Origin of the sequence: Massilia timonae (genome assembly GCF_001866515.1) — a bacterium.
Taxonomy (GTDB): Bacteria; Pseudomonadota; Gammaproteobacteria; order Burkholderiales; family Burkholderiaceae_D; genus Telluria; species Telluria timonae.
In genome coordinates, this window is sequence record NZ_JRYB01000001.1 from 2,480,470 (window position 1) to 2,495,340 (window position 14,871).

At 69.4% G+C, this 14,871-nt stretch carries 12 protein-coding genes; 7 read left to right on the forward strand and 5 right to left on the reverse strand.

Translation table 11 applies throughout. The features are described 5' to 3' along the window. The first annotated feature begins 148 nt into the window (after positions 1-148). The gene (locus tag LO55_RS10760) at positions 149-2,080 is read left to right on the forward strand and encodes a sensor domain-containing diguanylate cyclase (RefSeq protein ID WP_071361451.1); all 1,932 of its coding nucleotides are present in this window, start codon (positions 149-151) and stop codon (positions 2,078-2,080) included. Between the two features lie 94 nt (positions 2,081-2,174). Here LO55_RS10760 and LO55_RS10765 read toward each other — a convergent pair whose 3' ends face one another. Next, a complete protein-coding gene (locus LO55_RS10765) occupies positions 2,175-4,517 on the reverse strand; it encodes a CHASE domain-containing protein (protein WP_071361452.1) in 2,343 nt (780 codons plus the stop codon). 136 nt (positions 4,518-4,653) lie between these two features. Here LO55_RS10765 and LO55_RS10770 point away from each other — a divergent pair, with 136 nt between their 5' ends. The 4 genes from LO55_RS10770 to LO55_RS10785 all read left to right on the forward strand — a co-directional run bounded on the left by LO55_RS10770 (position 4,654) and on the right by LO55_RS10785 (position 8,464). Beyond that, positions 4,654-5,106 carry a hypothetical protein gene (locus LO55_RS10770; RefSeq protein ID WP_071361453.1) on the forward strand — a complete coding sequence of 151 codons (453 nt, stop codon included), beginning with the start codon at positions 4,654-4,656 and terminating at the stop codon, positions 5,104-5,106. Between the two features lie 64 nt (positions 5,107-5,170). Then, entirely contained in the window at positions 5,171-5,791 is a 621-nt protein-coding gene (locus LO55_RS10775) for an LON peptidase substrate-binding domain-containing protein (protein ID WP_071363757.1), read from the forward strand. A 22-nt stretch (positions 5,792-5,813) separates the two neighbouring features. Beyond that, complete coding sequence (locus LO55_RS10780; protein WP_071361454.1) at positions 5,814-6,572, forward strand: anti-sigma factor; 759 nt, start codon at positions 5,814-5,816, stop codon at positions 6,570-6,572. Positions 6,573-6,886: 314 nt separating this feature from the next. Continuing rightward, positions 6,887-8,464, forward strand: a complete 1,578-nt coding sequence (locus tag LO55_RS10785; protein ID WP_071361455.1) for a DEAD/DEAH box helicase — start codon at positions 6,887-6,889, stop codon at positions 8,462-8,464. Between the two features lie 45 nt (positions 8,465-8,509). On the opposite strand, the gene LO55_RS10790 is transcribed toward LO55_RS10785, so the two are convergent. The 3 genes from LO55_RS10790 to LO55_RS10800 are packed head-to-tail and all read right to left on the reverse strand — an operon-like array spanning position 8,510 to position 11,439. Then, positions 8,510-9,931 carry a sensor histidine kinase gene (locus LO55_RS10790; protein WP_071361456.1) on the reverse strand — a complete coding sequence of 474 codons (1,422 nt, stop codon included), beginning with the start codon at positions 9,929-9,931 and terminating at the stop codon, positions 8,510-8,512. Then, positions 9,918-10,604, reverse strand: coding sequence for a response regulator transcription factor (locus LO55_RS10795; RefSeq protein ID WP_071361457.1), 687 nt, complete (start codon positions 10,602-10,604; stop codon positions 9,918-9,920). Before LO55_RS10795 ends, LO55_RS10790 begins: the two co-directional genes overlap by 14 nt. 4 nt (positions 10,605-10,608) lie before the next feature. Next, complete coding sequence (locus tag LO55_RS10800) at positions 10,609-11,439, reverse strand: MipA/OmpV family protein (RefSeq protein WP_071361458.1); 831 nt, start codon at positions 11,437-11,439, stop codon at positions 10,609-10,611. A gap of 154 nt (positions 11,440-11,593) precedes the next feature. On the opposite strand from LO55_RS10800, the gene LO55_RS10805 reads away from it, so the two are divergent. After that, positions 11,594-11,773 carry a hypothetical protein gene (locus LO55_RS10805; protein ID WP_143054500.1) on the forward strand — a complete coding sequence of 60 codons (180 nt, stop codon included), beginning with the start codon at positions 11,594-11,596 and terminating at the stop codon, positions 11,771-11,773. Positions 11,774-11,906: 133 nt separating this feature from the next. Continuing rightward, a complete protein-coding gene (locus LO55_RS10810; protein ID WP_071361460.1) occupies positions 11,907-13,013 on the forward strand; it encodes a sensor histidine kinase in 1,107 nt (368 codons plus the stop codon). Positions 13,014-13,050: 37 nt separating this feature from the next. Here the strand turns inward: LO55_RS10810 and LO55_RS10815 are convergent, their stop codons facing one another. Next, entirely contained in the window at positions 13,051-14,760 is a 1,710-nt protein-coding gene (locus tag LO55_RS10815) for a response regulator (RefSeq protein ID WP_071361461.1), read from the reverse strand. Between the last annotated feature and the right edge of the window lie 111 nt (positions 14,761-14,871).

The window sequence follows — 14,871 nt, forward strand, 5'->3', positions numbered from 1 at the left end:
CGTTCTGCAACTTTTGGCGTCCGACTCGGTATAATGTCCGGCTCGACGACGGACGCGTCTGTTCGGCAGTGGCAGGAATCGTTCTACGCCCGACTCCTTTTCCGCCTGCTGTCCGATTGCCGCCTGGCTCGCGCCGGCCATCGTCTTGATGCCTTATCCCACATCGTCCAATCCCATCGTGGCCCGGTTCGGCGGCTACTTCCACCGGCGCGTGCTGCGCCAGTTCGCGCTCTACCTGACGCTGATGCTGGCGCTCGTATGGGGTGGGGTGGCGGTGGAGCAGGCGCGCTTCGCCTCCCTGGCCGAGAGCGGCGCCCAGGCCAATGTGCGGAACCTGTCGCGCGCCTTCTCCGAGGAAGTCAAGGCCACCGTCGCCCTGGTCGACCTGTCGCTGGTCCAGCTGCGCGGCACCTGGCAGCGCGATCCCGCCAACTTCGCGCGCAGCGCGGCCGAGCATGCGCGCCACCTGCGGGTGCCAATGCACATCACCGTCACCGACGCCCAGGGGCGCCTGCTGTACACCGACGCCGCCGTCGGCGGCGCCACGGCGCCGCAGGGCCTGGCGCTGGGCGACCTGCGCCAGTTCGCCGTCCACCGCGAGCGCGGCGGCGACCGGCTCTACGTCGGCCGCCCCGAACGCAGCCGTCTCTCGCAGCAGTGGGTGGTGCAGTTTACGCGCCTGATCCGCGCCGCGGACGGCCGCCTGGCCGGCGTGATCGCGGTGGCGATCCGGCCCGAATACTTCCTGCGCTTCTACGACAGCATCGACCTCGGCCCGGATGCCGCCGTCAGCCTGATGCGGCTGGACGCCACCGTGATCGCGCGCAGCTCGCGCGCGGACGGCAACCGCCACATGGGCGTGGCGATCCCCGACGCGCCGCAGACGCGCGATGTGGGCATCAGTGGCGCCTTCCGCAAGGCGAGCCGCCTGGACGGCATCGAGCGCTTCTATGCCTGGCACAAACTGCCCGAATACGGCCTGGTGGTCACGGTGGGCCAGGCGGTGCCGGATGCCGAGGCGCGCTTCGCCCAGCAGCGCGAGGTGATGCGCAGCGCCGGCCTGGTGGTGTCGCTGGTGCTGGCCACGCTGGGCTGGGCGGCGATCGGCGCGGCCGACCGCCGCCGGCGCGCGCTCAAGGCCCTGGCCGCGGCCGAGGCGCGCTGGAAGCTGGCCCTGAACGCGGCCGGCGATGGCGTGTGGGACTGCGATATCGCCACCGGCATCGCGACCCTGTCGCCGAGCGCGCAGCGCATCCTCGACAGCGAGCATCCGACAGTGTCGTGGTTCGGCGAGAAGGGCCTGGCGGAGCTGGTGCATCCGGACGAGCTGGAACAGGTGCGCGCCGGCCTGCGCGCCCACGTCGACGGCATCACCGCCGATTACACGATGGAACACCGGCTGCGCACGCGCGACGGCGGCTGGCGCTGGATCGAGGCGCGCGGCGCCGTCACCGAAAGGGGCGAGCGCGGCGAGCCGCTGCGCATGGTGGGCACCTTCTCCAACATCGACGCGCGCAAGCGGGAAGAGCAGCGCATGCGGCGCATGGCGCACGAGGATGCGCTCACCGGCCTGCCCAACCGCGTGCTGCTGCACGACCGCATGCGCCAGGCCATCCTCACCGCGAACCGCGAGGGCCACAAGGTCGGCCTGGTCTATTTTGACCTGGACAACTTCAAGCCGGTCAACGACACCCATGGCCACGCGGTGGGCGACCGCCTGCTGCGCATGGTGGCGCAGCGCCTGCGCGCGGCGCTGCGCGAATCGGACACGCTGGCGCGGGTCGGCGGCGACGAGTTCGCGGTGCTGCTGCCGCGCTGCCAGCAGCCCCAGGACGCCGAGCGGGTGGCCGCCACCATCCTGGCGCGGCTGGAGCAGCCGTTCGAGGACGGCGAGCGCATCCTGCGCATCTCGGGCAGCCTGGGTTACGCGCTGTATCCCGATTGCGGCGCCGGCGATGGCGATGGTGATGCGGCGGCCGCCGCCGAAGCGCTGCTGCATAGCGCCGACCTGGCGATGTACGACGCCAAGGCGCATGGGCGCAACCGCATTTCGGGCAGTTACCGCACGCGGGTCGGCTGAACCCCGTCCGTTTCCACGGTGTTCTCTCACGTATGCTTACGTAGGTTCAGGCACCAGAATTGTGACTAGCGTTCCGCTACAGATCAGTGCTTCGCTAGGGATGGGCGCCCACGTCCGGCTCCGCCAGCGCGGGCAGCACCGGCGCGACATGGCGCGGCAGGTAGATGGTCACCGTGGTGCCGGCGCCCGGCGCGCTCTCGAGCCGGATCTGGCCGCCGCTCTGGCGCACGAAGCCGTGCGCCATCGACAGCCCGAGCCCCGTGCCCTTGCCCTCGGGCTTGGTGGTGAAGAAGGGTTCGAAGGCGTGTTCCATCACCTCCGGCGGCATGCCGTGGCCCTCGTCGGCGATGGAGATCACGACGTAGTCGCCGGGCGCCGGCTCGCCTTCGAGCGGGCTGGCGCCGGCGTCGACCGTCAGGTTGGCCAGGCGCAGCGCGATGCGCCCGCTGCCGTCCATCGCGTCGCGCGCATTGATCACCAGGTTGAGCAGCACGTGTTCGAGCTGGTTGGGGTCGACCAGGGTCGGCCATAGATCTGGCACGGCGGTGCGTTCGAGCACGATGCCGTCGCCGGCGGCGCGCTGCAGCAGGCTGTCGCTGCGCTCGAGCAGCTGGGCGACGTCGACCACGCTCGGATGCAGCGGCTGGCGGCGGGCGAAGGCGAGCAGCTGGCCGGCCAGCTTCGAGCCGCGGTCCACCGCGTCGAGCACGTTGTGCAGGCGCTTGCGGCTGGGCGGACCTTCGGCGCGCAGCATCAGCTGCACGTTGGCGCTGATGATGTGCAGGATGTTGTTGAAGTCGTGCGCCACGCCGCCGGTGAGCTTGCCGACCGCTTCCAGCTTCTGGGCCCGGGCCAGGGCCTGGCGCGCCTCATCCAGGCGTTGCTGGCGCTGCAGCTCGCGCGCCTCGGCTTCGCGGCGCGGCGTGATGTCGCGCACGAACACGGTCGCGCCCGAACCGTCGCCAGGGGGCAGCAGGGCCACCGCCAGCTCCACCGGCACCCGCCGGCCGCTGGCGTGCAATACCTCGGTCTCGGTGGGCTGGCCGGCCATGGGGCCGGCGCCCCCGCGGATGAAGGCGTCGAAGGTGGTGCGGAAGGCGGCGCGCCGTTCTTCCGGCAGCAGCTGCTCGGCCGGGCTGCCGATCGCCTGCGCGGCGTCGAGGCCGAAGATGCGCGTGGCCTGGGCATTCCAGTCGGTGATGCGGCCCTGGCGGTCGACGGCGACGAAGCCGTCGTAGGCGGTTTCGAGGATGGTCTTGAAACGGCGCTGGTCGGCCGCGATGCGGCCGTGCGACTCGCGCAGCTCGAGCGTCATGGCCTGCGCCAGCTGCAGCGCGCGGCGGCGCGAGCCGGCCAGCAGCCACACCACCATGCTCACCAGCGCGCCCAGCACGACGCCGGTGGCGGCCACCATCTGCGGGCGCTCGTGGTCCAGCGTGGCCTCGAGGTTGGCGCTGGACGCCATCCGCACGGTCCAGATGCGGCCCGCCATCGCCATGCGGGTGGCGGTGGAAAAGCGTGGCGTCTCGCCGCGGTCGGCGCCGGGGGAGCGGTACAGCAGCGCGTCCGGGGCCATGTGGTCGCCGTCGTAGATCTCGACGTCGAGCTGGGGCGCGGCGATGCCGCCCACGCCGCGCATCAGGTCCTTCATGCGAAACGGCGAATAGATCCAGCCCACCAGCGCCGCGCGGCGTTGCTCGACAGTCTCGACGTCGCGCCCGCTGCGGTACACCGGCAGGTACATCAGGAAACCGGCATCGCGGCTGGCGCCGCCTTCCTGCACCAGCACCACCTTGCCGCTGAGCGCGGCCTGGCCGCTGTCGCGCGCCGCCGCCATCGCCGCGCGCCGCACCGGCTCGCTGTACATGTCGTAGCCGAAGGCGCGCAGGTTGCGCGCGTTGAACGGCTGGATGTGCGAGATGGCCGTGCGCGGCTGGCCGTCGGCCGGATGGACGCGGTAGTCGGGAAAGCCCTCGGCGCGCACCCGGGCCTCGTGGGCGGCGAGGGCGCCGGGCGGGATCGCGCTGGCGATCGCCAGCGCCTCCAGGCCGGGGAAGGACTGGTCCAGGCGCAGCACCTCGTAATACTCGGCGAACTCGGCCCGGCTCAGGTCGACCGAGCCGCGCAGGTAGCCGCGCGCGCCGCGCAGCACCTGCTCGTAGACCAGCAGGCGGCGTCCGATGGCGTAGCCCATGTCGCGCGTGCGGTAATCGAAGGCTTCGTGCAGCTGGGCCTCGGCGCTGCGCTGGGCGCTGGACCAGGCGCCGAAGGTGACCAGCAGCGTCAGCACGAACACCAGCAGCGCCATCAGCAGTGGCGCATGGCCGGCATGGGGCGCCGGGGTCGGGGCTGGGGTGTGGTTGGCGGTCTGCTGCATGTCCTTGTGCGTGGCAGCCGGAGCGGCGGGGTTGATCGGAGAGACCGGACTACGTAGCATACGCATCCTTGGATTGACGGGGCGCACGCGACTTTGCGCCTTTGTCAATGAAGTTTGTCAATCTGGCACAAGTCATGCTCTGCTAAATGAAACATTCTAATCTGAAACACTTTCCTTGCAAGAGTGCAAAGGCGGGATGAGTTCCGCACTCGCATCGCTGCTGAAACGCCATTGGCCCTTGACTGCGCTTGCCGGCCTGTGCGGCCTGGCGCTGCTGCTGGGCATGGTGGCGCCGTTGCGGGGCGGCAGCCATGAACTGCTGCTGGCCTTCCCGTCCACGGTCGGGGGAGAACTGGCGCTGCCGGCGGAGATCCGGCTGACGCGCGGCGTGCGCGACGTGCTGCTGCTGCGCAACGAAGGCAGGGTGCCGGTGGTGTTCGGTCCGCTCAAGATCGGCGCGGGGCGCGAGCTGCGCCTGCCGTTCGGCGAGGCCGGCCTGTATACGTATGCCTGTCCGCCGGTCGCCGGCAAGGTGGTGCGGGTGAGGGTGGTCGACGCGCCCGGCCCCGGCTGGGGCCGCCTTCGCTGGCGCCTGGACGACCTGCGCCAGTGGGTGCGCTACCTGCCGCTGAGGTCACCGGACGAATAAATCGGTCGTCGATCGACCGCAATCGTACACCCGCGATGGCGCCGATTCTGTCATCATGGAAGCCATGTCGACGATTTCCATGCCACTGTTCCCGCTCAGTACGGTGCTGTTTCCGGACGGGGTGTTGCCGCTGCAGGTGTTCGAGGTGCGCTATCTCGACATGATCAGCCGCTGCATCCTCGAAGGCACCCCGTTCGGCGTGGTGCTGCTGACGCATGGGCACGAGGTGCGCCGGCCCGATGCCGAGCTGGAGCGTTTCGTGGCCGCCGGCACCATCGCCTCGGTCACCGAGACCACCACCGACACGCCCGGCCTGCTGCAGGTGCTGTGCCGCGGCGGCGCGCGCTTTTCCGTCGTCACCGCCGAGCAGCGCGTCAACGGCCTGTGGATGGCCGAGGCGCAACTGGTCGAGGACGATCGCAGCGTGAACATCCCGTCCGAGCTGCAGGGCGCCTCCGACGCGCTCGACCGGGTATTGAATTCGCTGCACGACGTCCCCCAGCACCGCTGGCCGGTGCAGCCGCCGTTCCGGCTCGACGACTGCGGCTGGGTGGCCAACCGCTGGTGCGAGCTGCTGCCGCTGCCGAACCAGCAAAAGCATCATATGCTGATGCTCGACAACCCCGTGATCCGGCTCGAATTGCTGCATGACGTGCTGGATGAACATGGCTTGATCACTTCTTAGGGAAGCAGCGCAGGGGCCCGGCATGACATTTTCTGACGATCTTCTCATCGGGTACATCAACGGCGAACTCGCCGAGCCGGCGCGCGCGGCGGTCGAGCGGGCCATGCGCGCCGATCCGGTGCTGGCGGCGCGCATCGCGCATCACCGGGCCGAGCTGCAGCTCAAGGGCAATACACGCAACGGGCGCGTCGGCGTCTCGGCCAACGGTCACGACGGCAGCCACGCCCAGCGCAGCGTGCCGCCCTGCGGCGCCAAGGTGGTGCAGCTCAACAGCCTGCGCCCCGGCCGCACGGTGCCGCCGCCGCAGATCGCCTACAGTAACTGGTGCAAGCGCCACTGGGTGGCGGTCGGCGCGGCGCTGCTGGCAGGCGCCGCCCTGGGCGCCTTCGGCTGGCACAGCCTGGCGCAGGCGCCCGGCCTGGCCACGCTCGACCACGTCGATGGCGCCCTGGTGGCGCGCGGGCCGCTGGTGGCGGCGCTGGACGGCCAGCTGGCCAGCCCCGGGCCGTCCGACAACGGCGTGCGCATCGGCGTCACCTTCGTCGCCAGGGATGGCGGCTATTGCCGCAGCTTCGTCGTCGACACCACCGCCGGCCTGGCCTGCCTGAAGAGCGGGCGCTGGAGCATCCCGGTGCTGGCCCAGGATGGCGGCGGGGCCGCCTGGGTCGACGGCAGCCAGCCGCCGCCCGTCGTGCGCGAGGCGATCGACGCGCGCATCGCCGGCACCGTGCTCGATCCGGTGGCCGAACGCGCGGCCCAGCAACGCGGCTGGACGCGGTGAGGCGGCCCGCGGGAGAGCCCGTCCGCGCCGCCGCGCGGCAGGGAGTCGATTTCTTTTGGTAAACTGTTTAAAAACAGGCCGGCATATACATGGGTGGCGATTTCGGGTATCGTGTCACCCGCTAAAAGTGTCTCTACGTCCGTTACTCCGGCCTGCCGCCGGGCTGTCCCGCTTGCCGGCTTATCCCCGGTCCCCTGCCTGCCATGCGCGCCGGAGCCCGGTTCCCGTTCCGCCCTTCGCCGCGCGTCCATCGACCCGCGACGGGGAGAACATGCCCGAGCGTAGAGCTGAACGAATGAATGCAACTAAATAATATGTCTGATTCTCCGAGCAACATCGCGAACAACAACGACGTCGCCGCCACCGCTGGTGCCACGCCTCCCATGCCCGCCGCCCCGGCCGCGGCGCCGGCCGCCGCCGAGGCTCCCACGGTACGCTTCGCCGACTTCGGCCTGGCGCCGGAAATCCAGCGCGCGCTCTCGGACCAGGGCTATGTCCATCCGACCCCGATCCAGGCCCAGGCGATTCCGGTGGTGCTGCAGGGCCGCGACGTGATGGGCGCGGCCCAGACCGGCACCGGCAAGACCGCCAGCTTCTCGCTGCCGATCCTGCAGCTCCTGATGCCGCACGCGAACGCCAGCATGTCGCCGGCGCGCCATCCGGTGCGCGCCCTGGTGCTGGTGCCGACCCGCGAACTGGCGGTGCAGGTGGCCGACAACGTCAAGGCTTATGCCCGGCACACGCCGCTGCGCGCGACCGTGGTGTTCGGCGGCATGGACATGAAGCCGCAGACCGAGATCCTGCGCCGCGGCGTCGAGATCGTGATCGCCACCCCGGGCCGCCTGCTCGACCACATCGAACAGAAGAACGTCAGCCTGGGCCAGGTGCAGATGCTGGTGATGGACGAAGCCGACCGCATGCTCGACATGGGCTTCCTGCCCGACCTGCAGCGCATCATCAACCTGCTGCCGAAGCAGCGCCAGAACCTGATGTTCTCGGCCACCTTCTCGCCCGAGATCAAGAAGCTGGCCAACACCTTCCTGAACAACCCATTGACCATCGAAGTCGCGCGCAGCAACGCGACTGCGGAAAAGGTCACGCAGATCGTGTACAAGGTCGATGAGGAACAGAAGCGCGACGTGGTCGAGCACCTGATCCGCTCGCGCGACATGAAGCAGGTGATCATCTTCTCGAACACCAAGATCGGCGCCTCGCGCCTGTCGAGCCACCTCGAGAAGCGCGGCGTCAAGGCGTCGGCGATCCACGGCGACAAGACCCAGCAGGAGCGCATGGCGGCGCTGGACGCGTTCAAGAACGGCAGCGTCGAAGTGCTGGTGGCGACCGACGTCGCCGCGCGCGGCCTCGACATCTCAGACCTGCCGGCCGTGATCAACTACGACCTGCCGTACAACGCCGAAGACTACGTGCACCGCATCGGCCGCACCGGCCGCGCCGGCGCCTCGGGCGATGCGCTGTCGGTGTACTCGGACAAGGACGAGCGCCTGCTGGCCGACATCGAGAAGCTGATCAAGCAGACCATCACGCGCGGCACGCTGGAAGGCTTCGTGGCCCCCGGCAGCCGTGGGCGCGAGTTCGGCCGCGAGGGTCGCGAAGGTGGCCGTGAAGGTGGCCGCGACTACGCTTCGCGCGACGGCGAACGCGGCGCCCGCCGCGGCGATGAGCGCGGTGAGCGCGGCGGCGCAGCGCGTGCGCCGCGCTCCGGACTCGGTCCGGGCGCGCGCCGCGAGAAGATCGATCCGTGGTTCCTCAAGCCCTACGAACCGACCAGCAGCCCGCGCAAGGACGTCGATGCGGCGCCGCACGCGCCGGCCAAGCCGGCCAAGCAGAAGCTGGCTTTCCTGCTGGGCGGCGGACCGAAGGCGCAAGCCTGATCCCCTAGTGTGTAAACGTCGTCCCCGCGCAGGCGGGGACCCAAGTTAATCAATGTAGCCACTGGAATATGCCTTGGTGGTTTGCATGGAACTTGGGTCCCCGCCTTCGCGGGGACGACGTTCCTTGGCTGACAATATAAAACGCAGCCCGGGATTCGCCCGCTCCGCCGCCAGCCGCCAGCCATGCGCCCGCGCCACCTCCTGGCAGATCGACAGTCCCAATCCCGCCCCGAGGTCGCGCCGGTGCGGTCCGCGCCAGAAGCGTTCGAACAGCAGCGCCAGCTGCGCCGCCTCGACGCCCGGCCCATGGTCGCGCACCGACAGGCTGTCGCGGGCGATCTCCACGCTCACGCGCGAGCCGTCGGGCGCGTGCTCGATCGCATTCTCCAGCAGGTTTTTCAACAGGGTGAACAGCGCGCCGCGATCGGCCTGCCACGTCAGTCCCTGGTCCACCGTGGACACCGCCAGCGTCACGCCGGCCGCCTCGGCCATGCGCCGCAGGTAGCCGATCGCCTCGTCGGCGACCTCGCCGACCCTGACCGTGCCGAACGCGTAGTTGGTCGCCTCGCTGGCCTCGGCCAGCAACAGCAGCTGCTGCACCTGGCGCGACATGTAGGCGACGTCCTTCAACAGCGCGGCGCGCTCGGCTTCGCCGTCGACCCCCAGCTCGACCTGGGCCCGGATCATCGCCAGCGGCGTCTTGAGTTCGTGCGCCGCGTTGCCCAGGAATTCCTGCTGCACCCGGTAGGCCTGCTCGAGGCGCTCGAGCACCCGGTTGAAGCTGTCGACCAGCGGCGCGATCTCGCCCGGCACGGCGTCGGCGCGCAGGCGCGCGTGCATCGACTGCAGCGAAATGCCGGCCGCCGACGCCGACACGTCCTGCAGCGGCTTCAAGGTATAGCGCAAGGTGATCCAGGTGCACAAGCCGAAGGCGACCAGCAGCACCAGGGTGAACAGGGCGATGCCGTAGGCCACCAGCGGCAGGGCGACCCGGTGCAGCAGGTGCATCATGCGGCTGCTGGCGGCCACTTGCAGATACAGTCCATGGCGCCCTTCGAGCGCGAGCGGCTCGCTGGCGCCGAAGAAGGTGACGCCGTCGCGGCTGAACTCGAAGCGGTCGCGTCCCGCACCTGGCGGCAGCACGCCGTCGGGCCAGAAGCGCGAGCCCGCCTCGGACAGCAGGGCCGCGTTGCCGGCGCGGTCGACGACGCGGTAGGCGACTTCGCGCCCCAGGCTGTCGAATGCCCATTTGATGGCATGGTGGTCTTCGGTCCCCAGGCGCAGCCTGCCGTCGCGCCCGACGTGCACCTTGGCCGACAGGTCGTGCGCCATGTCCGACAGGTCGGTCCGGGCCAGCACGTTGGTCTGCAGGACGAAGGCCGCGACCAGCACCACCAGCATGACGCTGAGCAGCGTCCCGGCGACGAAGGCCATCACGATTTTCAGGCGGATGCTATTGAGCCGCATCGTCCGCGCGCAGCACGTAGCCGACGCCCCTGAGGTTGACGATGCGCTGGCGCGAGCCGATCGCGGCCAGCTTGCGGCGCAGGCGGTGCAGGGCGACGTCGAGCGCGTTCGGGGTGACGGCGTCGTTCAGGCCCCAGGCCGCCGCTTCCAGCGCGCCGCGCCGCACCGTGGTCTCGTGCTTGCGCAGCAGGAGCAGCATGATCTGCATCTCGGCCGGCGCCAGCGTGATGCGCTCGGCGCCGCAGCACAGCAGGTCGGCATCGGGCTGCAGCGCCAGGTCGCCGCGGGCGTGGTCGAGCGGCCGGAATTCCACCGGACGGCGCAGCAGGGCGCGCACCCGCGCCACCATCTCGTCCATGGCGAACGGCTTGGCGAGATAGTCGTCGGCGCCGGCCTCGAGGCCCTGGACGCGGTCGTGCAGCGCTTCGCGCGCGGTCAGCACCAGGCACGGGATGCCGAGGCCGGCCGCGCGCATGCGGCCCAGCAGGGCCAGGCCGTCGCCGTCGGGCAAGCCGCGGTCGAGGATCAGGGCCTGGTAGGACATCTGCTGGAGCGACGCCCAGGCGCCGTCGATGCGCGTGGCCACGTCGACGGCGATGCCGGCCGCCGCCAGGCCCTTGGCGATCAGCTGGGCCAGGCGTTCGTGGTCTTCGATCAGGAGGACGCGGCTCATCGGCTCACCGGAAGCGGTACAGGTAGCCGACCAGCACCCGGTTCTCGGTCGAGCGGTCGACCAGCGGGCTGTCCTTGATCGCGTCGGCCAGGCGCGCCACCTCGAGGTCGACGAACATGGAATGGCGCCGGTCGAACGCATACATCGCGCGCACGCCCGCTTCGGCATTCACGCCCGACTCGCCGCGGTAGGCCGCGCGGCCGGGGCGCGCCTCGTCGGCCCGCACGCCGTAGTAATAGTCGACGTATTTTTCGTCGTGCCAGCTCGCGGTCACGCGCGGCGTGATCGTCATGCGCTCGCCGATATGCCATGTCCTCTCCACGCCCAGATTGAAACGCCTGCCTTCGCTGTTGCCGGAGGCGTCGCCCAGCGCTTCGGCGCTGAGGACGGCCCAGTTGCTCTTCCATTCGATTCTAGCACCGGCCCAGGCGCCGCTTTTCCGCTCGCGCATGCCGGCCAGGACCGGCGTGTCCTCGATGTCGTCGTCGTCGTAGCCGCTGCCGTCGTAGCGCACCACCAGGTCGAGGTTCAGCGTGTGCGACGGCGCCGGGGCGAGTTCGAGCAGCTTGAAGCCTACCTGCGGACCGGCGATCGAGAGCCAGCGGTTCTCGTACTGGACGAAGGGAAGCGGCAGGTGCTCGCGGTCGATGCCGGCGTAGGCCTTGTCGAAGGTGATGGCGCCGACGCCCAGCGCCCACGACGAGGGAGCCGCTGTGCCCGCGCCCGGTTCGGCCAGGGCGGGAAGGGCGCAGAGCATGGCGGCGAGCAGCGGCATGTGCGCCGGGCGCAAGGCGCGCGCCAGGTGGCGGCGCGGGGAAGTGGGGGAAGTGGGCATGGGTGTCTTTCTCGTTGTCGAAAGCGCCATGCTCGGTCTCTCCGGCTTACGCAACACTTACCGCGGCGACATCGCCGCGACGTTGTTCAGTAAGTATGCGGAAAGTCGTCGCGCCGGATAGTACTGTCCGTCGCGAACCAAGATGGGGATTACGATGGACACTTCCTGCAAGCTGGCGCTGGTCGCCGCTACGTCGATCGCCGGCGCCGCCCTGGTCGCGGGCCTCGCTTCCGGCACGCCGGCCCCGCTCGCCGTGATCGATGCGGGCCCTCACGAAAAGGTTTGTCCATCCGACAGCGTGAGCGGCGATGTGACATTCTGCGTGCACGGTTGACATTTGGCGGCGCCGGGGCCGGGCGCTCCAGTATCATGAGGCGATGAATCACACTCAATCCGAACCGGGTCACGCCTCGTTTGCGAGTGACCAGCAGGCCCCGGAACAGCGGCTTTCCCCCAACGCGAGGCGAATGCTCGCCCTGCGCGAGGTCGTGTTCGCCGAATGGGAAGCGCGCGTGCGCGAGCGCATCGTCCAGGCGCGCACGGTGCAGCACCCGATTCTCATCGATACGCTTCCCGTTTTCTACGACAACATTGCGCAGAGCATCAGTCCGTCCTATCCCCGGACCTCGGGGGTCGACGGCACCACGGTTGCGGCCGAACATGGCGGCGAACGCGCGCGCGTCACGTCCTACGACCATGCCGCGCTGATCGGGGAATACCAGATCTTTCGCATGACCCTGTTCGAGGTGCTGCACCGCGAACGGGTCGTGCTCGACCATGCCGAGGCCCACACGATCCACGCCTCGATCGATTCCGGCATCCAGCAAGCGGTCGAGGCGTTTTCGCTCGTGAACAGCGGCTTTCGCGAACGGTTCGCGGCGGCGCTCACCCACGACATGCGCGGCCCCCTGAGCGCCACCATGACAGGTCTTGAGCTCATCCTGCTGAGCAATGACCCGACCAGGATCAAGACCGTCGCGGCCAAGGCGCTGACGAATCTGCAGCGCATGAGCGGCATGGTCGACGAGCTGCTCGACACGATGGCATTCCACAGCGGCGAGAACATCCGGCTCAGCATGGACAGCGTGGACATCCTCGAAGTGATGAAGGAAGTCCAGGCCGACGCCCTGGCCGCCTACGGGCCGCGCGTGCACGTGCAGGGTGGCAGCGTGGTTGGCTGCTGGGACCGCGCGGCGCTCAAGCGGGCCGCCGAGAATCTGGTGTCGAATGCGGTGAAGTATGGCGTCCCCGGTTCGCCCATCGACGTCCAGATCCAGGAGGTCCACGGACGCCTGCTGCTGACCGTCCATAACGAGGGACCGCCCATCCCGCCTGCCGAACAGGAGTGCATCTTCCAGATGTATCGCCGCGCCGATGCGGCCAGGAAGGGACAGAAGCAGGGCTGGGGAGTCGGCTTGCCTTATGTGCGCGCGGTGGCCGAGAGCCACGGCGGCAGCGTGGGCCTCGACAGCGACGTGGAACGCGGCACCACCTTCGTCATCGACATCCCGCTCGATGCGCGCACGCTCGACGCGGCGCCAACGCTGGAATCCGCGGCGCGGCCAGCGTCCTGAAGGCGGCTTCTGGTGGCGGGCGCGATCCTCGGAATGCTCAGGCAGCCCGCTTGAGCGCGGCCCCGACCCGGTCCAGCAAGTCCTGGTGCTGGTAGGGCTTGGACAGCACGTCGAGCGTGCCGCTGGGCTTGCCGCGGCCGGGCAGTTCGTCCATGTAGCCGGTGGTGACCAGCACCGGCAGGCCGGGACGCCTGGCGTGCACGCGCTCGATCAGCTCCAGCCCGTTCATCCCGCCCGGCATGATCACGTCGGTGAACAGCAGGTCGGCCTGCTCGCCGCTTTCCAGCAGGCCGAGCGCGCGCTCGCCGCTGGGGGCCGACAGCACGTCGTAGCCGGCCATTTCGAGCATGCTTTCGGCCAGTTCGCGCACGTCGTCGTTGTCCTCGACCACCAGGATGCGGCAGCGCCGCTGCTGCGGCTCATCTTGCGTGCCGCCGCGCCGTTCGGCCAGTGAAGCGTCGTCGCTGGCCGCCTGCTCGGCGACCCGGAACACCATGCGCACCTGGGTGCCGCGGCCCGGCTCGCTCTCGATGTCGAGCTTGCCGTGCGATTGCTGCACGAAACCATGCACCATCGCCAGGCCCAGGCCGGTACCCGGTCCCTTGGTGGTGAAGAAGGGCTCGGTGGCGCGGCGCTTGACCTCGGGCGTCATGCCTTCGCCCTCGTCGTTTACGCAGATACAGACATAGTCGCCGGCCGGCAGGCCCAGCAGGCGGCGGCGCTCGTCGCCCAGCACGGCGGTGCCGACCGTGACGGCGCCGCCGTCCGGCATCGCGTCGCGCGCATTGAGCACCACGTTCAGGAGCGCCATCTCGAGATAGGTCGGGTCGATCGTGCAGGCCGGCAGACCGGGCTTGAGGTCGAGCCGCAGGTCGATCTTCTCGCCCAAGGTGCGCACCAGCATGTCGGAAAACTCGACTACCAGGCTGTTCATGCTCAGGCGCTTCGGCTCCAGCCGCTGCTTGCGCGCGAAGGTGAGTAATTGTTGGGTCAACTTGCCGGCCTGCATCGTGGCGCGCTGGGCGCGCCGGATCGGCTCGGCCGCCTTGTGCTGGGGACCGGCGCCCAGCAGGGCGACTTCGAGGTTGCCGTTGATAACTTGCAGCAGGTTGTTGAAGTCGTGGGCCATGCCGGCCGAGAGCTGGCCGATGGCTTCCATCTTCTGCGCCTGCAGCCAGGATTCCTGGTTGTTGCGGCGCTCGGTGATGTCCATCTGCGAAGCGAAGAAGTACAGCAGCTTGCCTTGCTGGTCGAAGATGGGGCCGAAGAACAGGGCGTTCCAGAACGGCGTGCCGTCGGCCTTGTAGTTCACGATGTCGACCGCCACCGCGCGCTGTTCCTCGACCGCGCGGTGCAGCTCGGCCACGGTGGCGCGGTCGGTGTCGGGCCCCTGCAGGAAACGGCAGTTGCGGCCCAGGATCTGCTCGATGGGATAGCCGGTCAGGTCGACGAAGGCGCCGTTGGCGAACACGATCGGATTGTCTTCCTGGCGCGGATCGGTGATCAGCATCGGCATGCGGGTCATCTCGACCGCGGCGAAGAAGATGTTGCCGCGGTCTTGCAAGCCCTCGCGCTCGATGTAGCCGGACTGCCAGTGGTGGATGCCGGGATTGTCCTCGGGCGGTCCCATCGGATGGACGGAATTGCCCTCGACGTCGCCGTCGGCCGGCACGCCGCGACTCTGGCCGCCGCCCTGGACGTCCAGATCTTTCTTGAGTGAATCGTCCTTCGTCGGTCCGAGTACCATGGGGCATCCTGGGCGGTTCGGGGCCGGCGGCATGCCGCCCCCTTTGGAGCTACTCTAGCCGTCGTGGCCGTTGTGTCTCCGTTCGTGAGCGCACAGAGGCGCCGCAGGGAC